The sequence below is a fragment of the Streptomyces tricolor genome (assembly GCF_002155905.1).
In the GTDB taxonomy this organism is placed as follows: domain Bacteria; phylum Actinomycetota; class Actinomycetes; order Streptomycetales; family Streptomycetaceae; genus Streptomyces; species Streptomyces tricolor.
This window is the reverse complement of sequence record NZ_MUMF01000353.1, coordinates 1-19288: the sequence shown is the minus strand read 5'-3', so window position 1 is coordinate 19288 and position 19288 is coordinate 1. Positions and strand designations below refer to the sequence as shown.

Below are 19288 nucleotides of genomic sequence, written 5' to 3'. Positions count from 1 at the left end.
CCGCCGCGGCGGGGGTGAGGCCGGTGAGGGCGGCGAGGTGGTCCAGGAGGGGTGCGGCGGAGCCGAGGTGGGTGTCGGTGTGGATCGCGGGCATGCCGTCGGCGGTCCAGGTGCGGCTCGCGTCGAGCAGCGCCCGGATGCGGGCGGCGCGGTGCGGCGGGGCGAACTCGACGCCGAGGGGGGTGGCCAGGCCGCGGGCGTTGGCCATCACCGCGATGCCGTCCTCGCCGGCCGGGTCGGCGTACGGCGTCTCGTGCGCGCCGTGCCATGCGTGGCCGGGCTCCCAGGCGGGGACCGGGCGGAGGCGGTTGGCCTCGGCCCGGGCGGGGACGTGCCCGGCGACGCGGTGCAGGGTGCCTCCGGCGGTGTCGGCGGCCTGGACCACGTTGACCGGCTCGGACCAGGCGTCCAGGGCGCGGTCGAGGTCGGCGACGGTGCGGGAGCGGAGGAGGGGGAGGAGGGCGCTGAAGCCGAGGTCCTCCGTGACGCGGGGCGGGTAGCGGAGGGCCAGCGCCTCGGCTGCGCCCTCGCCGGACCCGGTACTTCCACCCGCACCACCCGTGCGGCTCTCGTCGCCGGCTGCGGGTGGCCCCGGCGGGACGTACGCGCCGTCGGCGGCCTCGGGCCGGTGGGGGGCGACGGCGGTCTCGGGTCCGCCGGGGGCGTGCGCGGTCTTGGGCGCGTCGGGGCCGTGCGAGGTCTGGGGCCCGGCCGGGCCGTGGGCGGTCTCGAACTCGCCGACGGCGGCCGTGGCCTTGGGCACGTCAGGGTCGGCGGCGGCCCTGGGCTCGGACCCGGCCGGGCCGTCGGCGGTCTCGAACTCGCCGACGGCGGCCGTGGCCTTGGGCACGTCGGGGCCGGCCGCGGTCTCGCGCTCGGACCCGGCCAGGCCGTCGGCGGTCTCGAACTCGCCGACGGCGGCCGTGGCCTTGGGCACGTCGGGGCCGGCCGCGGTCTCGCGCTCGGACCCGGCCAGGCCGTCGGCGGTCTCGAACTCGCCGACGGCGGCCGTGGCCTTGGGCACGTCGGAGTCGGCCGCGGCCTCGCGCTCGGACCCGGCCAGGACGTCGGCGGTCTCGACGACGGCGGCCGTGGCCTTGGGCACGTCGGGGCCGGCCGCGGTCTCGCGCTCGGGCCCGGCCGGGCCCTGGGCGGTCTCGAACTCGCCGACGGCGGCCGTGGTCCTGGGCGCGTCAGGGTCGGCCGCGGTCTCGCGTTCGAGCCCGGCCGGGCCGGCGGTGGTGTGGGGCTGGTCGGCGCGGTCCGGGGTTCCGGGCCCGGCCGGGGCGTGGGCGGTGATGGCGTCCAGGCCCTCCGGGCCGCCGGCGATCACCGGGCCCCGGGGGGTTTCGATGACCTCGATCTCGATCGGGGGTTCGCCCGCGATCTCGATGGTCTCGGTGTGGCGGGTGGCCCGGTGCCAGGTGCCGTCCGGGCCGAGGGCCTCGACGCCCGCGCCGGTGCGGCGCAGGCGCTCGCGGTACAGGTCCTGGTAGTCGGCCATGGCGTTGGTGATGGCCCAGGCCACCGTGCCGGTGTGGCCGAAGTGGGCGATGCCGGGGACGCCGGGCACGGCCAGGCCGACCACGTCGAACTCCGGGCAGGACAGGTGGATCTGCTGGTAGACACCGGGGTCTTCGATGAAGCGGTGCGGGTCGCCGGCGATCAGGGCGTGGCCGGTGGCGGTGCGGGCGCCGGTGACCAGCCAGCCGTTGCTGCCCGCCGTACCGGGCCCGTCGGTGGCGAACAGGCCGACGGCACCGGGACCCAGGTGCCGCATCGCCTGCTCGCGCCAGAGCTTGGCAGGGAAGCCGGCGAAGAGGATGTGCGTGGCGAGCCAGACCCCGAGCGGTGTCCAGGGCTGCCAGCGTCCGGGACGCAGACCCGCGCGGGTGAACTCGGGCGCGCGGCCGGCGCCGCCGGGCAGGCCCTCGTTGACCCCGTCGACGTACGCCCGCACCCAGTCGGCCGTCTCCGGGTCCCGCCGTTCCAGCGCGGCGAAGCAGCGGCGGGCGGTGTCGTCGAGCCGCGCCCGGCGGGCGAAGACGTCCCAGGAGAGGGCGTCGGCGCCGAGGAAGGAGGCCGAGGTGCCCTGCGCGCGGTGGCGCTCGACCTCCAGTTGCCAGGCCCGGTCGTGGGCGGTGACCCGGCCCTGGGCACGGGCGAGTTCGCGGGCGCTGGACGCACGCAGGTGGGGGATGCCCCAGGCGTCGCGGTAGGTCTCGATGGTCACCCGGGAACTCCTGTGCTGTGCTTTAGGTTAGCCTTGCCTAAATTTCCGTGGCGGAATCGTACGCGAACGGTGGAGGGGTCATGGGGCAGGGGCGGGGTTGGGAAGGCGCGGTCCTCAAACTGCTGCGCGCCAAGGACTTCGTGCTGACGGTGCTCGACGCGGAGGACGTGACCCCGCACTACCGACGGCTCCGGGTCAGCGACGGCGGACTGCTCGCCGCGACCGGCGTCCACCCCACCATGTGGGTACGGCTGTGGTTCTCCGCCGACGGCCGGCCGCACCAGCGCGCCTACACCCTGGTCGACCCCGACCCGGCCGCCGGCACCTTCGGCCTGGAGTTCGCCCTGCACGAGGGCGTGGCCTCCGACTGGGCGCGGGGCGCGCGGCCCGGCGACACCATCGAGGCGACCGTCCAGGGCACCGGCTTCCAGCACCCCGACCCCGCGCCCTCGCACCTCGTCGCGATCGGTGACCCGGCCTCGCTGCCCGCCGTCAACTCGCTGCTCGGCGCGCTGGGTACGGTCCCGGCGACCGTCTGGTTCGAGGGCGAGCCGGCGGGGCTGCCCAGCCGGACCGAGCCCGGCCGGCACGAGGTGCGGGCGGTGCCGCGCCGGGACGCGGGCGCCCACCTGGTGGAACGGGTCCGTGCCGAGCTGCCCGCCGTCCTCGCCGGCACCGCGCACCCGTACATCTGGATCGCCTGCGACACGACGACCACCCGCGCGCTCGCGGCCTATGTCCGCAAGGACCTGGGCATACCGAAGCAGCGGGTGCACGCGCTGGGGTACTGGCGCGCGGACTGAGCCGGTACGCGGGGCGACACGGGCAGGCGGCGCGACGCGAGCGCCGCGGCCGGCCGCGGCGCCCGGCCGCCCGCAGGGACGGACCGCACCCGCCCGGCAGTCGTCCGGACCGAACCCAAGGGCGCAACACGGCCCACCAGGTAATCAGACCTGACACGCACCGCCCAACCCCGCCAGGCAGCCGCACCGACCGGGACGGCCCCGGCCGAGTGGGCAGGCGGCTCCGGCGCGGGCGCGGGATCATCGACGCATGGACGTCACGCTGCACCTCGCCCAGGACCCCGCGGCCGACGAGTTGCTCGGCCGCTCCCCGCTCGCCGCGCTGACCGGGATGCTGCTGGACCAGCAGATCCCGATGGAATGGGCGTTCAAGGGCCCCCGGACCATCGCCGACCGGCTCGGCGCCGAGGACCTGGACGCGCACGACATCGCGGCGATGGATCCGGAGGCCTTCGCCGCCCTGCTCTCCGAGAAGCCCGCGGTGCACCGCTACCCCGGCTCGATGGCGAAGCGCATCCAGCAGCTGTGCCAGTACCTCGTCGAGCACTACGAGGGGGACGCCGAGGCGGTCTGGCGGGGCGTCGGCAGCGGGGCCGAGCTGCTGCGGCGGCTGGAGGACCTGCCGGGGTTCGGCAAGCAGAAGGCACAGATCTTCCTGGCCCTGCTCGGCAAGCAGCTCGGGGTCGCCCCCACGGGCTGGCGGGAGGCCGCCGGGGCCTACGGCGCGCCCCGGTCCTTCCGGTCGGTCGCCGACATCACCGGCCCCGACTCCCTGGCCAAGGTACGCGCGCACAAGCAGGAGCTGAAGGCGGCGGCGAAGGCGGCCAAGGCGGCGAAGAAGTAGGGAAGAAGAACGACCGGGGAGCAGGGCGGATTCCGAAGGGCCCCGCCACCCGTCCGGCCCCATCCCGCTGGCCCCCTCCTCGGGGCCGCCCCAAACATGGGGCATGAGCGACATACCGAGCAGCGGTCCGGAGCGGGACCGCGCGTACGACGACCGACACGTCCACGCGACCGAGCCGCCCCGCGGTCACCCCGCCGCTGAGCCGCCCCACGGCCGCCATGAGCCGGAGCCGCCGTTCGAGGGCCCCCTGCACGCCCTGTCCCGGGCCGCCTGGCAACTCGTCCTGCTCACCGGGATCGGCACCCTGGTGCTCGGCGTCCTGGTACTCGTCTGGCCGGGCGCCTCGCTGCTCGCCGCGGGTGTGCTGTTCGGCCTCTACCTGCTGTACAGCGGCATCCTCCAGCTGGTGTCCGCGTTCGGCACGCACCGGGCGACCTCGCTGCGCGTGCTGGCCTTCGTCAGCGGCGCGCTGTCGATCCTGCTCGGCCTGTTCTGCTTCCGCGGGCCCATGCAGTCGATCCTGCTGCTCGCCCTGTGGATCGGCATCGGCTGGCTGATCCGCGGGATCACCCAGACCCTGGCCGCCGTGCACGACTCCCGGATGCCCGCCCGGGGCTGGCAGATCTTCCTCGGGATCCTCACCTTCATCGCCGGGGTCGTGCTCATCGACGCGCCGTTCGAGTCGGTCGCCGTGCTGACCCTCGTCGGCGGCATCTGGCTGATCGCGGTGGGCGTCGTGGAGATCGTCACCGCGTTCCGCATCCGCGGCCGGGCCGGCCATGTGCCGCAGACGCTGTGAGCGCCGTCAACCGCGCGTGCCCCGGATACGCCGTGCGGGCGTATCTCGCCCCCGGCGTGCTGACCCGCCCTCCCGCTCCGGGGAAACAGCCGGCATGAGCAGGAACCGCAGCACCCCTCGGAGCCGTACCTGGCTCCGCGTGCTCGTGCTGCTCCTCGCCCTGTGGGTGCCCGGCGCCCATGTGCCGGCCCAGGCCGTCCCGGACCCCGTCGTGGCCGCCGAGACCGCCGAGCAGGACGTCCTCGACACGGCGCTCCGGCCGGCCGCCCGCGCCGTCCACCAGACCGACGCTCCCGAGCGGCGCGCGCCGCTGCCCGACCCGGCGCCCGCCCGCCCGGCGGCCCGCCCGGGCCCCGCCGCGCCGCGGGCGCCGTACACCACGCCGCTGCTGCGCACGGTGGTCCTGCGCTGCTGACGAACCCGCGTCCCGCGAGGTCAGTCGGCTCGACGCAAGGAGCAGCACAGCCATGCCCAAGGATCCCTACGCCGTCCTGCGCGCCCTGCTGCGTGCGGAGGCCCGGCGCGGTACGGCCCCCAGGCCGGACCAGCGGACACCGGAACCCCAGCGGTCGCCCGAGGAACGGGACCGCTGACCCGGCACCGGCGGAGGCGGGCTACCGCCTCCGCCGGGCGGTGCCGAACAGCGAGCGGGTGATCTCGCGGCCGATCCGGGTGCCCACCGAGCGGGCCAGCGACCGGAACATCCCGCTGTTCACGACCTGTTCCACCAGCGACGGCTCGTCCCGGGACGCCGTCCTGGGCGCCTCCCTCGCCGTCTCCTCCGTCCGCCGCGGCGCCGCCGGCTCCGGCGGGCGGGCGGCACTCAGCCGCTCGTACGCCGACTCGCGGTCCACAGCCTGTGCATAACGGCCGTGGAGGACGGAGCCGCGGACCGCCCGGTCCAGTTCGGCCGCGTCCACCGGGCCCATCAGGGACTCCGGGGCGCGCAGCCGGGTGGCGGCGACCGGGGTCGGTGCGCCGTTCTCGCCGAGCACGGTCACCACGGCCTCGCCGGTGCCCAGTCCGGTGAGCAGCTCCTCCAGGTCGTACGCCGACTTCGGGAACGTCTGCACGGTCGCCCGCAGGGCCTTGTGGTCGTCGGGGGTGTAGGCGCGCAGGGCGTGCTGGACGCGGTTGCCGAGCTGGGCGAGGACGTCGCCGGGCACGTCCTTCGGGGTCTGGGTGACGAAGAAGACGCCGACGCCCTTGGAGCGGATCAGCCGGACGGTCTGGGTGATCGAGTCCAGGAACGCCTCGGAGGCGTCGTCGAACAGCAGGTGCGCCTCGTCGAAGAAGAACACCAGCCGGGGCTTGTCGGCGTCGCCGATCTCGGGCAGGTCGTGGAAGAGGTCGGCGAGCAGCCACATCAGGAACGTGGAGAACAGCAGCGGCCGGTCCTGTACGGCGGGGAGTTCCAGGACCGAGACGACGCCCCGGCCGTCCTCGGCCGTGCGCAGGAAGTCCGCCGTGTCGAACTCCGGCTCGCCGAAGAAGTCCGCCATGCCCTGCGCCTCGAAGGCCGTCAGCGAGCGCAGGATCACCCCGGCCGTGGCGCTGGAGAGGCCGCCGATGTTCCGCAGCTCGGCCCTGCCCTCGTCGGAGGTGAGGAAGGCGACGACCGCGCGCAGGTCCTTCAGGTCGATCAGTTCCAGGCCCTTGGTGTCGGCGTAGTGGAAGATCAGGCCGAGGGACTGCTCCTGGGTCCGGTTCAGCCGGAGCACCTTGGCCAGCAGCACCGGGCCGAAGCTGGTGACGGTGGCCCGGACCGGGATGCCGTGGCCGAGGCCGCCGAGGGCGAAGAACTCCGCCGGGAAGCCGGCCGGGGCCCACGCCTGCCCGACCTCGCCGGACCGCTTCCGCACCCGGTCGCCGTCCTGTCCGGGCCGCGCGATGCCGGACAGGTCGCCCTTGACGTCCGCGAGGAACACCGGCACGCCCCGCGCCGACAGCTGCTCGGCGATCAGCTGGAGGGTCTTGGTCTTGCCGGTGCCGGTGGCGCCCGCGACCAGGCCGTGCCGGTTGAACACGGCCAGCGGGACGCGGACCGGCGCGCCGGGGTGGCAGTGCCCGTCCCACAGGAGGGCGCCGAGGTCGAGCGCGGGACCGGTGAAGGCGTAGCCGGAGGCGATCTTCCGCGCCTCGGCGGGCAGTGCGGGAGCCCCCTCGGGCTCGGCGGGCGGCGCGGTCTCGCTGTCGGTCATCTCCGGCCCCTGTTCCCGTAGTAACCCATATGCCCGAATTGCTCCATCTTTTCAAGCGTTGCACTGCGCCGCCATGGCTGCGCCCGGAACGTCTTGACCGGTAGGCTTTCCGTGTGATCTTCAAGCGCATCGGAAACGGCCGGCCGTACCCCGACCACGGCCGGGAGAGCACCCGGCAGTGGGCGGACGTCGCGCCGCGCCCGGTCCGCCTCGATCAGCTCGTGACCACCAAGCAGCAGCTCGACCTGGAGACCCTGCTCGCGGAGGACTCGACGTTCTACGGCGACCTCTTCGCGCACGTCGTGAAGTGGCAGGGCGACCTGTACCTGGAGGACGGCCTGCACCGCGCGGTCCGTGCCGCCCTCCAGCAGCGCCAGGTGCTGCACGCGCGCGTGCTCGAACTCGACTGACCCGGCGCGACACGGCCGTTGGCCCTTTCGGGTTCCACTGAGCGGCATCGACTGATCATCTGATAGGCATCGCCGCTCGGGCGCACTACGCTGCGCCCATGAGCATGCTGACTCCCCCCGGCATGGGCGGCCGTGAATACCGGATCACGGGGGGCAAATACCCCCGGATGCGCCCGCCCCGGCGGCGCGGCAGGCTCGTGGCCGCCGTGGTGGCGTCCGTCGCCGCGCTCGGCCTGACCGGCTGGGGCGCCCTGCAGCTCATCGACGTCTTCACCGGCGGCGGCGACACCGCCTCGGCGACCGGCCCGGCGGCCCGCTGCCGTACCAAGGCCGCGGCGGCCCCCGCGACCCGGCTGGAGCCCCTCCCCAAGCCCGCCGGGATCACCGTGAACGTCTACAACGCCACCCGGCGCACCGGGCTCGCCAAGAGCACCGCGGACGAACTGAAGAAGCGCGGCTTCAGGATCGGCCAGGTGGGCAACGCGTCGAAGCAGTACGACAAGAAGGTCAAGGGCACCGGCATCCTCCTCGGCACCCCCGCCGCCCAGCACACCGCGCTCCGCGTCCTCGCCACCCAGCTCGCCCACGCGGACCTGCGCGCCGACACCCGCAAGGGCACCGACGTCGACCTGATCATCGGCGACGCCTTCAAGGGCCTGGCCAAGCAGGAGACGGCGCACCGGGCCCTGACCGAACTGGCGACTCCGCAGCCCACGGCCACCGGGAAGAAGAGCTGCTGACCGGCGCCCCGAAGGGGCGCAGGGCGCGCCTCAGCAGGCGCGCGAACTACTCGGCCGCGCCGTAGAGCCGATCCCCGGCGTCCCCGAGCCCCGGCACGATGTACCCGTTCTCGTCCAGCCGCTGGTCCACCGCCGCCGTGACCACGGTGACCGGCGTCCCCGCCAGCTCCCGCTCCATGATCTCGACGCCCTCGGGCGCGGCCAGCAGCACCACGGCCGTCACGTCGTCCGCGCCGCGCTTGATCAGCTCCTGGATCGCCGCGACCAGCGTCCCGCCCGTGGCCAGCATCGGGTCGAGCACGTACACCTGGCGGCCCGAGAGGTCCTCCGGCATGCGCGAGGCGTACGTGGACGCCTGCAGCGTCTCCTCGTTGCGGATCATGCCCAGGAAGCCCACCTCGGCGGTCGGCAGCAGCCGGACCATGCCGTCCAGCATGCCGAGGCCGGCCCGCAGGATCGGCACCACCAGCGGACGCGGACGGGCCAGCTTGACGCCCGTGGTCCGGGCGACCGGGGTCTGGATGTCGACGGCCTCGGTGCGCACGTCCCGCGTGGCCTCGTAGGCGAGCAGGGTGACCAGCTCGTCGGCGAGCCGCCGGAAGGTCGCGGAGTCGGTGCGCTGGTCGCGCAGCGTGGTGAGCTTGTGAGCGACCAGGGGGTGGTCGACGACATGGAGACGCATGCCCCTAACGGTACCTGCGCCGCGCGTCACCCTCGCGCTGGCGTCAAACCGGCCATCCGGGGGAAAGTGGGAGGGACGGAGTGGGGTGGTGTGACGTGTCCGACCTGTCTGACCTGCCCGCGGACGCCTCCGGGGCCTCCGGCGGCGCGGCCGGCCGCGCCGCGCGGTCCGCGCGGAACGATCCCGACAAGCCCGAGAGCGAGGCCGAGCGCCGGCGGCGCCGCGCCCAGTTCCTGCGCGATCTCGCCGAGGCGCGGGAGCTGCGCGCCCGGGTCCAGCCCCGGCGCGCCAAGGCCGCCCGGTTGCGCCACGCCATGCGTATGCGGACGTTCCGCTGGTAGCTCCGCGGGCGCCGGCGCGCGCGGAAGTTCCCCGCCCGCACCGGTGTTGGCGAGGCGGGCGTGCGTGAGCGGGAGGAAAAGCCGCGTACGATCCGCAGGTGGCGGCAATGAGCGCGCTGGTGAGCCGATCACGGATCCACGATCGAAACAGCCAGACACAGGGAGCCGAAGACGTCCCCTGGAGGCCTTGTTTCTGCCACGATTCCGAGTGGGTGGGGCTCGGAGCCCAGCTCTCTCCGCCCACGTACCTCCGCCGGGGGGACCCCCAACCGGCACGCCTATGACCAGTGGGAGAGTCACGGTGTACTTCGCCGCACTGCTCGCGCGCACCGAAGACGGGTGGGAAGCGAGCGACACAGAGCTCGACGATGTGGAGACCCTGTCGGATCTGGCCGACCTGGCCCGTGAAGCCTCCCCCGACGAGGACACGGTGCTGGTCCTGATCGAGCAGGAGGACGCCTGGTTCGGCGTCGTCCGCGTGGACGGCGAGGACGACCCTCGCATCTACGTCTCCGACGCCGCCGCCGCCCGGCGCAGCGCGTACGGGGAGCTGCTGCTCACCGACGAGCTGCTCGGCCGGGAGCCCGGCTCGGACGACGGCCCGGACCTGGACGCCCTGGACCTCGACGGCACGGAGGACGGTGAGTCCGAGGACGACGACGAGGAGGGTGCCGGCGCCGACGCGGTGCCGCACAGCCCGGTGGGCGACAGCGAGATCCTGGACGACCTGGGCATCAGCGAGAAGGAGCTGCGCGCGCTGGACGCCGACGACGCGCTGAGCGCGATCGCCGAGGCCCTGGGCGCCTCGGAGGTGCTGGAGACCGTCCGCTGACCACGTCATCACAGGACCCGCTGACCCCGGGGCAGCTTCCGCAGGGCGGGCCGGATCCGGTACGGGACCGCTGGCGGGCCGCGATGCGGCTCGCCCTCGCGGAGGCCGAGCTGGCCGTCCGGGGCGGTGACGTCCCCGTCGGCGCCGTCGTGCTGTCCCCGGACGGTACGACGGTGCTCGGCGCCGGGCACAACGAGCGCGAGGCCACCGGCGATCCCACGGCCCACGCCGAGGTCCTCGCCATCCGGCGGGCCGCGGCCCGGCTCGGGGAGTGGCGGCTGACCGGCTGCACGCTCGTGGTCACCCTGGAGCCGTGCACGATGTGCGCGGGCGCGCTCGTCCAGTCCCGGGTGGACCGGGTGGTCTACGGCGCCCGGGACGAGAAGGCGGGCGCGGCCGGCTCCCTGTGGGACGTGGTGCGCGACCGGCGGCTCAACCACCGCCCGGAGGTCATCGAGGGCGTCCTCGCGGCCGACTGCGCCCGGCTCCTCACGGAGTTCTTCCGGGACCGCTGAAAACCGATTTCGAACCTGGGGCCACTGTGCTGTAAGGTCTCCCTCGGTAGCGTGTCCGAGCGGCCGAAGGAGCTCGCCTCGAAAGCGAGTGTGGCGCAAGTCACCGAGGGTTCAAATCCCTCCGCTACCGCTTGCAGAAGGGCCCCGCCGACCGGTGGGGCCCTTCGCGTGTTCCGGACACAACACCCCCGCCCCGGCGGGCTGTTGGCCGTACGCGAAGGTCCGAAGGTTACACTCGCGGCCGGCAGCAGGGGGCCCTCGGGGCACTGGTACAGGGGAGGCCGCGGTGGCGGTGAACGCCAAGAAGATCGCCGTGTACGTGCTCGTGGTCTTCGCGCTGTACGTGATCATCACGGACCCGGCCAAGGCGGCCGACTACGTCCAGATAGGCTTCGAGGGCATTTCGGACGCGGCCAAGGCCGTCGGCGACTTCATGACCTGGGTCGCCGACGGAGGAAAGAGCTGAGGTACATCCCATGATCCGCCACCTGGTCCTCTTCAAGCTCAACGAGGGCGTCGAGCGCGACGATCCGCGGGTCGTGGCGGGCGTGGAGGCCTTCCGGGCCCTCGGCGGCCAGATCGAGGAGCTGCGTTTCTGGGAGTGCGCCTGGAACATCAGCGACCGGCCGATCGCCTACGACTTCGCGATCAACTCGGCCGTCGATGACGCCGACGCCCTCAAGCGCTACCTGGAGCACCCGGCCCACCAGGCGGGCGTCGCGCTCTGGCGCGAGTTCGCCACCTGGGTGATCGCCGACTACGAGACCGAAGACCGGTAGACCGAGGCCCCGCGCCGCCGTCAGCCCCCCGCCGTTCCGGTGGGGGGCTTTTCGCGCTTCGCACCCCTCAATTGTCAGAGTTTGAACCACAACACGGGGTTATCAGGTGCTTGCACACAGTGCACATGTCTTGTGATGCTATGACCGCTTTTGACGGATGATTGACCGATGAAGAGGTGGCGTTGACCGTGTCGGCCAGTACTGCGCCGCCCCAGGAAGAGGCGCCCACTCCGACCCCACCGGCCCCCGAGAAGCGCCGCGGCGCCGACACCCGGGCCCTGACCCAGGTGCTGTTCGCCGAGCTGAAGCAGCTGACCCCCGGTACGCCGGAGCACAACCGGGTGCGGGGGGCGCTGATCGAGGCGAACCTCCCGCTCGTGCGCTACGCCGCCGCCCGCTTCCGCTCCCGCAACGAGCCCATGGAGGACGTCGTCCAGGTCGGCACCATCGGCCTGATCAACGCCATCGACCGCTTCGACCCGGACCGGGGCGTGCAGTTCCCGACCTTCGCGATGCCCACCGTGGTCGGCGAGATCAAACGGTACTTCCGGGACAACGTCCGCACCGTCCACGTCCCGCGCCGGCTGCACGAGCTGTGGGTGCAGGTGAACAGCGCCACCGAGGACCTGACCACGCTCTACGGCCGCTCGCCGTCCACCGCCGAGATCGCCGACCGGCTCCGGATCAGCGAGGACGAGGTGCTCAGCTGCATCGAGGCGGGGCGCTCGTACCACGCCACCTCGCTGGAGGCCGCCCAGGAGGGCGACGGACTGCCCGGCCTGCTGGACCGGATCGGCTACGAGGACCCGGCCCTGGACGGCGTGGAGCACCGCGACCTGGTCCGCCACCTCCTCGTCCAACTCCCGGAGAGAGAACAGCGAATCCTTCTTCTGCGCTACTACAGCAATCTCACCCAGTCACAGATCAGCGCGGAACTCGGCGTCTCCCAGATGCACGTCTCCCGCCTACTCGCCCGTAGCTTCCAACGGCTGCGCTCCGCAAATCGGATCGACGCATAGCGGCAGCAGACGCCGTACCGCCTGATGCATAGCGGGCGCACGGAAGCACGGCTCGAACGGCACTGCATCGCAAACTCGATCGAGCGGTAACCGGCGCGAGCGAATCTCTCACCTGGGATGTTGCCGACAGTTGGGCCCCGAAATACCGTCAGACCCCTTTCTTGCAGGGCCGATTCGCATCTTGCATGTCGACATGTCGGTACAGCGCGTTGCCGACATGTGACATTCTGCGGGAAGCGCGTTTGCCGTGGCTCCGGCTCCGGTATTCAGGTGAAGGCTGCGTTGCTCGAAAGAGACGGCGCCGCCGCGACCGTCCCGCGACCCAAAGGGGGTGGCATGTCCGCAGACCAGGGCAGCTCGAAGGTGCTGACGCCCACGATGAGCGAGGCAGCGCCCAAGGAGCTCGACGCTCTCGACGTCCTCGACGGCTTCGAGGGTGTCACGGCCCTCGAAGCCGTGCCGTCCCCGGCCGAAGGCCCGGCCGCCGAAGCTGTCCCGGCCGCGCAGGCCACGGCGAACATCGACACCCGCACCCTGTCCCGCTCGCTGTTCCTGCGCCTGGCCGCGCTGGGCGAGGACAGCCCCGAGCGGGCCTACGTGCGGGACACCCTGATCGAGCTGAACCTGCCGCTGGTCCGCTACGCGGCGGCGCGTTTCCGCTCCCGCAACGAGCCGATGGAGGACATCGTCCAGGTCGGCACCATCGGCCTGATCAAGGCGATCGACCGGTTCGACTGCGAACGGGGCGTGGAGTTCCCGACGTTCGCGATGCCGACGGTCGTGGGCGAGATCAAGCGGTTCTTCCGGGACACCTCGTGGTCCGTGCGTGTCCCGCGCCGGCTCCAGGAACTGCGCCTGGCGCTCACCAAGGCCAGCGACGAGCTGTCGCAGAAGCTGGACCGCTCCCCCACGGTGACCGAGCTGGCCGCCGTGCTCGGCGTCTCCGAGGAGGACGTGGTCGACGGCCTCGCGGTCGGCAACGCCTACACCGCCTCCTCCCTCGACTCGCCGGCCCCCGAGGACGACGGCGGCGAGGGTTCCCTGGCCGACCGGCTCGGCTACGAGGACTCGGCCCTGGAGGGCGTGGAGTACCGCGAGTCCCTCAAGCCCCTGCTGGCCAAACTCCCGCCCCGCGAGCGGCGGATCATCATGCTCCGCTTCTTCGCCAACATGACGCAGTCACAGATCGGCGAGGAGGTCGGCATCTCCCAGATGCACGTCTCCCGCCTGCTGACCCGGACGCTGGCGCAGCTGCGGGACGGCCTGATCTCGGACTGAGGGACGTCCTTCGGAGCGCGGTCCCTGCACCGGCATTCCCCTCTGACGCCACGTCAGCCATCATGACCGGATGCTTCGCAGGGGAGTGCTCGCCGCAGCGTCGGCGGCCGTCGTCTGCCTGGGCGGGGTGCTCGCCGCGTGCGCGGGCGCAGGTCCGGGCGGCGGCTACACCGCGGTCGGCGCGGGGCCGGGCGGCCCGACGGCCGTGACGCCGTCCGGGCCGGTGCTCCTCGTGCCGCTCGACGGGGACAAGGAGCGTGGCGAACCCGGGGACGCCCCGCGCGGAACCGGCCCCGCACGGCGTACGGGGACACCGCCCCCGTCCGGCGAGCCACGCTCCACCCCACCGGCACCGGCGCCCGCCGGCAAGGGCACCCCCGGCACCGCGCGACCCGGCGGCGGTCCGGACGGCCGTACGACCCCGCCGGCGGCTTCGCCGGCCCCGGCCCCCGTTCCGAGCCGTACGACGCCTCCCGCGACGCCCGCCGACCTCTCCTGGGGCGGCCCGGTGACCGAGGACGCGGACCGGCGCTGGTGTCAGAAGGTGACCGTCGCCTTCCACAACTCGGGAGGTACGGCGGCGCGTTCGGGCTCGGTGACGTTCGGGACGCACATCATCGGCGCGCTCGGCGTCGACTGGGGCACGGTCGAGTCGACCGTGGAGCTGCCGGTGCCGGTCGCGCCGGGTGCGCATCGGAGCCCCACGTGGACGGTGTGCGTGGACGCCTGGCGGGTGCCGCTCGGCATGCACATCGAGACGCGGGACGTGTCCGTCGAGTGGGGCTGAGCCCTGCCCCTGGAGCCCTTACAGCGCCAGCCAGGCGACGCCGGCCAGCACGGCGAGCACCACGACGACGCCCACGATCAGACCGACCCGGGGGCCGGAGGAGGCCGCCTGCTGCTGCCGACCCTGGGGGGCCTCGTCGACGAACGCGCGGAACATCTGGGTGCTGCCTGCGGGGTCGTAATTGCCCTGGGGGCCCTGGGTGTTAGCCATGTCCCGAGACCCTAGCGAATCCAGCTGACCGACCCAAGTGCGGGGCCACCGGGACAGACGGGGACACGGCACCCGACCTCACCTGCATATTTACGATCGCAATACTTGCCTTTGCCAAGTTTTTGCGCCACCCCGTCCCGATTTGTTTGCCTTCAGCAACCAAGCAGGCTTATGGTTGCCCTAAGCAACGAATACGGGAGGTGTGATGGCCGAGCGGGCGCAGTTTGAAGAGCTGGCGCGTCAGCTCAGTGCCGTCGGAGCCGTGAAACGGGACATGGGGCGGATCCTGCCGCCCGACTGTCCGGCCGGCTCGGCCGCCGTGCTGACCCTGCTCGGCCGCCACGGCGACATGCGCATGAGCAAGCTCGCGGAGCTGCTCGCCGTGGACATGTCGGTCACCAGCCGGCATGTCGCGCACGTCGCCGCGCGCGGCTGGATCGAGCGGCACCCGGACCCGGCGGACAAGCGCTCGCGCATCCTGCGCCTGACGCCCGCGGGCCTGGAGCAGCTCGACGAGCTGTCCCGGCGAACCACGCATCTGCTCGCCGAGCGGCTCGCGGACTGGACCGACGAGGACGTCGGTGACCTGATCCGGCTGATGACGCGCCTGCGCGCGTCCTTCGGCGACTGCCGGTCCGCCCCGCTCCGGCTCCCCGAACCCGTAAGTGAAGAGACCACCCGTACACCCGCAAGCACGTAAGAAAAGGAAGCCCATGGCAACGACCACACCAGCCGGTGTGCGGGCTCACGCCAAGCACGGGGGAGGCCCGGACCACGCCCCGATGACACACCGGCAGATCATGGAGGCCCTCTCCGGGCTGCTGCTCGGCATGTTCGTGGCGATCCTGTCGTCCACGATCGTCTCGAACGCCCTGCCGGAGATCATCGGGGACCTCGGCGGCGGCCAGTCCGCCTACACCTGGGTGGTCACCGCGGCCCTGCTGTCGATGACCGCGGCCACTCCCCTGTGGGGCAAGCTCGCCGACCTGTACAGCAAGAAGGCGCTCGTCCAGATAGCCCTGGTCATCTACGTCGTCGCCTCGATGGCGGCCGGCCTGTCGCAGAACCCGGGCATGCTCATCACCTTCCGGGTGTTCCAGGGCATCGGCGTCGGCGGTCTGTCCGCCCTGGCGCAGATCGTCATGGCGGCGATGATCTCCCCGCGCGAGCGCGGCCGGTACTCCGGCTACCTCGGCGCCACCTTCGCCGTCGCCACCGTCGGCGGCCCGCTGCTCGGCGGTGTCATCACCGACACCTCCTGGCTGGGCTGGCGCTGGTGCTTCTACGTCGGTGTCCCCTTCGCGGTCATCGCGCTGATCGTGCTGCAGAAGACCCTGCACCTGCCCGTGGTCAAGCGGCAGGTGAAGGTCGACTGGGGCGGCGCGTTCTTCATCTCCGCCGCCGTCTCCCTGCTGCTGATCTGGGTCACCTTCGCCGGTGACAAGTACGACTGGCTGTCCTGGCAGACCTACGCCATGGTCGGCGGCGCCATCGTGCTCGGCGCGCTCTTCGTGCTCGTCGAGTCCAGGGCGAGCGAGCCGATCATCCCGCTGCGGCTGTTCCGCAACCGCACGATCACGCTGGCCTCGCTGGCCTCGCTGTTCGTCGGTGTCGCGATGTTCGCCGGCACCGTGTTCTTCAGCCAGTACTTCCAGCTGGCCCGCGACAAGTCCCCGACCATGTCCGGCGTCATGACCATCCCGATGATCGGTGGTCTGTTCGTCTCCTCGACCGTCTCCGGTCAGCTCATCACCCGCACCGGCCGCTGGAAGGCGTGGCTGGTCAGCGGTGGCGTCCTGGTCACGGCCGGGCTCGCCCTGCTGGGCGGCATCCGGTACGACACCGACTACTGGAAGATGGCCGTCTTCATGGCCCTGCTGGGTCTCGGCATCGGCATGATGATGCAGAACCTGGTGCTCGCCACCCAGAACCAGGTGGCGCCCTCCGACCTCGGCTCGGCCAGCTCCACGGTCACCTTCTTCCGCTCCCTCGGCGGTGCGGTCGGCGTCTCCGCGCTGGGTGCCGTGATGTCCCGCCGGATCACCCACTACGTCGAGGACGGCGCCTCCTCCCTGAGCCCCAAGTACCAGGCCGCCCTGGCCGGCGGCTCGGGCTCGACCGACAGCATCCCGGACATGGACAAGCTCCCGGCGCCCATCCGGACGCTGATGGAGAGCGCCTACGGCCACGGCATCGCCGACGTCTTCCTCATCGCCGGCTGTCTCGCCGCCGTCGCCTTCCTGATCACGCTGTTCATCAAGGAGGTCCCGCTGAAGACCAAGGGCGCGCTCGCCCAGGCCGCCGACGGCGACACCCCGGCCGAGGCCCAGGCTCCGGCCGCCGCCGCGACGACCACCGAGGCCCCGGCCCCGGAGCGGGTGCCCAGCTGGGCCGCCCCCGTCGTCGGCGACAACGGCAGCACGGCCGCCGCGGCCCCGCAGGCGTCCGCCGTCGCGACGGTCGCCGAGCCCGGCGCCGCGGGCGGCGGCACCCCGGTGCACGGCTTCGTCCGCGGCGCCGAGAGCGCCCCGGTCCCGCAGGCCGCGGTCACGCTGATCTCGCTGTCCGGCCGCCAGCTGGGCCGCTCGGTCGCCCAGGCCGACGGCTCCTACGCCCTCGTCGCGCCCGGCACCGGGTCGTACGTCCTGATCGCCTCCGCCGACGGCTACCAGCCGCAGGCCTCCACCGTCGTGGTGGGCGAGGAACCGCTGTCGTACGACATCCTGCTCAGCGGCACCAGCGGGCTGACCGGTGTGGTCCGGGCCGCCGGGAGCGCGCTGCCGGTCAAGGACGCGATGGTGATCGTCACCGATGTGCGCGGTGACCTGCTGGCCACCGCCGCCACCGGGGAGCAGGGCGACTTCGCGCTGACCGACCTGGTGCCGGGCACGGTGACCGTCGCGGTCAACGCGAGCGGCTTCCGGCCGCGCGCCCTGCCGGTCGAGGTCGGCGCCACCGGCGTCACCCGGGTCGAGGTCGACCTGGACGCCGGCGCCCGGCTCCAGGGTGTCGTCCGGGCCCCGCACGGTCCGCTGGCCGACGCCCGGGTGACCCTGGTGGACGCGGCGGGCAACGTGGTCGGCACCGCCACCACCGGTGCGGACGGGGCGTACGCCTTCACCGACCTGGACGGCGGCGAGTACACCGTCATCGCGACCGGCTACCCGCCGGTGGCCACCGCGCTGACCGTGTCCGGCCCCGGCGTCGACGGCCACGACATCGAACTCGCCCACCCCGGCGAGTAGTTCACACCCCGGCCCGTGGCGGCGCGCGCCTTGAGCGGAGGGCGCGCCGCCACGGGCCGGTCTCATACGACCAATGAGCAAGCCTTTGTCATTCCTCGCAGGGAGAAACGGGATGGGACTGACCGCGAAGATCCGTACGCGGGACGGGTGGGCCGTGTCGCACGCGGTCGTCACGGTGACCGACATGACCGGTACGCAGGTGCTGCGCGCCGAGGCGGACGCCGAGGGAGCCGTACGGGACACCACCGAGCTGGCGCCGGGGGCGTACACGGTGATCGTGACCGCCGTGGGCTACGCGCCCGCCGCGTCCAGCGCCATCGTCACCGCGAGCGGCCGGGCCGAGGTCGGCACGGTGACGCTGGCCCGGCAGGGCGGCACCGAGCTGCCGCCGCCCGGCCCCTGGACCATCGACCCGGTGCACTCCTCCGTCGCCGCGACCGCCCAGCACCTCGGGATCTCCAGCGTGCACGGCCGGTTCACGGAGTTCGGCGGCACCATCGAGATCGCGCCCGACGACGTCGCCAAGTCCAGGGTGGAGGCGGTGATCCGGGCGGCCTCCATCGACACCGGCAACACCATGCGCGACACGCACCTGAAGTCCGGGGACTTCCTCGACATCGAGCGGCACCCGGAGATCACCTACCGCTCGACGGGCCTGACGCAGGCCGGCTCCGACCGCTGGACGGTGCACGGCGAGCTGTCCCTGCACGGGGTCGTACGACCGGTGGACCTGGACCTGGCCTACCTCGGCACCGGCGCCGACCCCTGGGGCGGCACCCGGGCCGCGTTCCGGGCCACCGCCGAACTGCGCCGGGAGGACTTCGCGATGAACTACAACCAGGTCCTCCAGGCGGGCATCGCGGCCATCGGCACCACGCTCAGGGTGGAGCTGGACATCCAGGCGGTGCAGGGCGACGTGCTCCCCCAGGCGTAGGCACAACAGGATCAGCCACCGGGCCGCACCCTGCCCCTAGGCTGCCTCCATGGCACCGAACATCGCTACCAACACCCGTGTATCGCTGGACGAGCTGCTGGACTTCGTACGACCCCGCCACCGCGCCCTGCTGATCACCCGCCGGGCCGACGGCTCCCCGCAGGCATCCCCGCTGACCTGCGGGGTGGACGACTCCGGCCGGATCGTCGTCTCCACCTACCCGGAGCGGGCCAAGACCCGCAACGCCAAGAGGGATCCCCGGGTCAGCCTGGTCGTCCTCAGCGACGACTGGAACGGCCCCTGGGTCCAGGTCGACGGCACGGCCGAGGTCATCGACGCACCCGACTCCGTCGAACCCCTGGTCGAGTACTACCGCACCATCGCCGGCGAACACCCCGACTGGAACGAGTACCGCTCCGCCATGCTGAAGCAGGGCAAATCCATCGTCCGGGTGACCCCGGAGCGCTGGGGACCGGTGGCGACCGGAGGATTTCCGGCACGGCTGGTCACCGACGACTGACCACCGCCCACCCCGACCTGCCCGGCAGAGCCGACGGCGGCCGGGGGCCCGGCACGGTCGGTGGTGGAGGAGCAGTCGGCTGGTGCAGCGCCTCGGCGCCGGGGTGGGGGTGCGAG

Annotated in this window: 23 protein-coding genes and 1 tRNA gene; 20 read left to right on the top strand and 4 right to left on the bottom strand. The window is 72.9% G+C overall.

The window, feature by feature from the left end:
* On the bottom strand, window positions 1-2233 hold a 2233-nt coding region (locus CCN44_RS46445), incomplete at its 3' end, for a penicillin acylase family protein (protein WP_244203959.1).
* Between the two features lie 80 nt (window positions 2234-2313).
* On the opposite strand from CCN44_RS46445, the gene CCN44_RS24560 reads away from it, so the two are divergent.
* From CCN44_RS24560 to CCN44_RS47435, 5 genes are all read left to right on the top strand, one after another.
* Window positions 2314-3036 carry a siderophore-interacting protein gene (locus CCN44_RS24560; protein ID WP_086699553.1) on the top strand — a complete coding sequence of 241 codons (723 nt, stop codon included), beginning with the start codon at window positions 2314-2316 and terminating at the stop codon, window positions 3034-3036.
* Window positions 3037-3286: 250 nt separating this feature from the next.
* On the top strand, window positions 3287-3880 hold the full coding sequence (locus CCN44_RS24555; RefSeq protein WP_059249919.1) for an HhH-GPD-type base excision DNA repair protein: 594 nt from the start codon (window positions 3287-3289) through the stop codon (window positions 3878-3880).
* Between the two features lie 103 nt (window positions 3881-3983).
* Window positions 3984-4679: an HdeD family acid-resistance protein gene (locus CCN44_RS24550; protein ID WP_059249920.1), complete on the top strand. Its 696-nt coding sequence runs from the start codon at window positions 3984-3986 to the stop codon at window positions 4677-4679.
* A 94-nt stretch (window positions 4680-4773) separates the two neighbouring features.
* Window positions 4774-5094: a hypothetical protein gene (locus tag CCN44_RS24545; protein ID WP_094373503.1), complete on the top strand. Its 321-nt coding sequence runs from the start codon at window positions 4774-4776 to the stop codon at window positions 5092-5094.
* 52 nt (window positions 5095-5146) lie between these two features.
* A complete protein-coding gene (locus CCN44_RS47435; protein ID WP_014673632.1) occupies window positions 5147-5272 on the top strand; it encodes a hypothetical protein in 126 nt (41 codons plus the stop codon).
* A 21-nt stretch (window positions 5273-5293) separates the two neighbouring features.
* Here CCN44_RS47435 and CCN44_RS24540 read toward each other — a convergent pair whose 3' ends face one another.
* Window positions 5294-6880 (bottom strand): helicase HerA-like domain-containing protein, encoded by a 1587-nt coding sequence (locus CCN44_RS24540; protein ID WP_086699550.1) that lies wholly within the window; start codon window positions 6878-6880, stop codon window positions 5294-5296.
* Window positions 6881-6993: 113 nt separating this feature from the next.
* Between CCN44_RS24540 and CCN44_RS24535 the strand changes: the two genes are divergently transcribed.
* Both CCN44_RS24535 and CCN44_RS24530 read left to right on the top strand, forming a co-directional pair.
* Window positions 6994-7290 carry a type II toxin-antitoxin system VapB family antitoxin gene (locus tag CCN44_RS24535; protein WP_004943146.1) on the top strand — a complete coding sequence of 99 codons (297 nt, stop codon included), beginning with the start codon at window positions 6994-6996 and terminating at the stop codon, window positions 7288-7290.
* A gap of 98 nt (window positions 7291-7388) precedes the next feature.
* Entirely contained in the window at window positions 7389-8030 is a 642-nt protein-coding gene (locus CCN44_RS24530) for a LytR C-terminal domain-containing protein (protein WP_237481130.1), read from the top strand.
* Between the two features lie 46 nt (window positions 8031-8076).
* On the opposite strand, the gene upp is transcribed toward CCN44_RS24530, so the two are convergent.
* Complete coding sequence (upp, locus tag CCN44_RS24525; RefSeq protein WP_059249923.1) at window positions 8077-8712, bottom strand: uracil phosphoribosyltransferase; 636 nt, start codon at window positions 8710-8712, stop codon at window positions 8077-8079.
* A gap of 95 nt (window positions 8713-8807) precedes the next feature.
* Here upp and CCN44_RS24520 point away from each other — a divergent pair, with 95 nt between their 5' ends.
* The 9 genes from CCN44_RS24520 (at window position 8808) to CCN44_RS24480 (ending at window position 14263) form a co-directional block, all read left to right on the top strand.
* The gene (locus CCN44_RS24520; protein WP_059249924.1) at window positions 8808-9053 is read left to right on the top strand and encodes a hypothetical protein; all 246 of its coding nucleotides are present in this window, start codon (window positions 8808-8810) and stop codon (window positions 9051-9053) included.
* A gap of 301 nt (window positions 9054-9354) precedes the next feature.
* On the top strand, window positions 9355-9885 hold the full coding sequence (locus CCN44_RS24515; protein WP_059249925.1) for a tRNA adenosine deaminase-associated protein: 531 nt from the start codon (window positions 9355-9357) through the stop codon (window positions 9883-9885).
* Window positions 9886-9968: 83 nt separating this feature from the next.
* On the top strand, window positions 9969-10400 hold the full coding sequence (tadA, locus tag CCN44_RS24510) for a tRNA adenosine(34) deaminase TadA (protein WP_059249926.1): 432 nt from the start codon (window positions 9969-9971) through the stop codon (window positions 10398-10400).
* A gap of 45 nt (window positions 10401-10445) precedes the next feature.
* A tRNA-Ser gene (locus tag CCN44_RS24505) sits at window positions 10446-10530 on the top strand.
* Window positions 10531-10686: 156 nt separating this feature from the next.
* Window positions 10687-10866: a hypothetical protein gene (locus CCN44_RS24500; RefSeq protein WP_059249927.1), complete on the top strand. Its 180-nt coding sequence runs from the start codon at window positions 10687-10689 to the stop codon at window positions 10864-10866.
* Between the two features lie 10 nt (window positions 10867-10876).
* The gene (locus CCN44_RS24495; RefSeq protein WP_059249928.1) at window positions 10877-11179 is read left to right on the top strand and encodes a Dabb family protein; all 303 of its coding nucleotides are present in this window, start codon (window positions 10877-10879) and stop codon (window positions 11177-11179) included.
* Between the two features lie 182 nt (window positions 11180-11361).
* On the top strand, window positions 11362-12198 hold the full coding sequence (locus CCN44_RS24490) for an RNA polymerase sigma factor SigF (protein WP_059249929.1): 837 nt from the start codon (window positions 11362-11364) through the stop codon (window positions 12196-12198).
* A 336-nt stretch (window positions 12199-12534) separates the two neighbouring features.
* Window positions 12535-13476, top strand: coding sequence for an RNA polymerase sigma factor SigF (locus CCN44_RS24485; protein ID WP_059249930.1), 942 nt, complete (start codon window positions 12535-12537; stop codon window positions 13474-13476).
* 70 nt (window positions 13477-13546) lie between these two features.
* Window positions 13547-14263, top strand: a complete 717-nt coding sequence (locus CCN44_RS24480; protein ID WP_086699544.1) for a hypothetical protein — start codon at window positions 13547-13549, stop codon at window positions 14261-14263.
* A gap of 18 nt (window positions 14264-14281) precedes the next feature.
* Here CCN44_RS24480 and CCN44_RS24475 read toward each other — a convergent pair whose 3' ends face one another.
* Window positions 14282-14473, bottom strand: a complete 192-nt coding sequence (locus CCN44_RS24475; RefSeq protein ID WP_079080980.1) for a hypothetical protein — start codon at window positions 14471-14473, stop codon at window positions 14282-14284.
* 205 nt (window positions 14474-14678) lie between these two features.
* Between CCN44_RS24475 and CCN44_RS24470 the strand changes: the two genes are divergently transcribed.
* From CCN44_RS24470 to CCN44_RS24455, 4 genes are all read left to right on the top strand, one after another.
* A complete protein-coding gene (locus CCN44_RS24470) occupies window positions 14679-15173 on the top strand; it encodes a MarR family winged helix-turn-helix transcriptional regulator (protein WP_059249932.1) in 495 nt (164 codons plus the stop codon).
* 82 nt (window positions 15174-15255) lie between these two features.
* Window positions 15256-17718, top strand: a complete 2463-nt coding sequence (locus CCN44_RS24465) for an MFS transporter (RefSeq protein WP_167404023.1) — start codon at window positions 15256-15258, stop codon at window positions 17716-17718.
* A gap of 112 nt (window positions 17719-17830) precedes the next feature.
* Window positions 17831-18652 (top strand): YceI family protein, encoded by an 822-nt coding sequence (locus tag CCN44_RS24460; protein ID WP_059249934.1) that lies wholly within the window; start codon window positions 17831-17833, stop codon window positions 18650-18652.
* A 49-nt stretch (window positions 18653-18701) separates the two neighbouring features.
* Window positions 18702-19172, top strand: coding sequence for a PPOX class F420-dependent oxidoreductase (locus tag CCN44_RS24455; protein ID WP_086699538.1), 471 nt, complete (start codon window positions 18702-18704; stop codon window positions 19170-19172).
* Window positions 19173-19288: the final 116 nt, after the last annotated feature.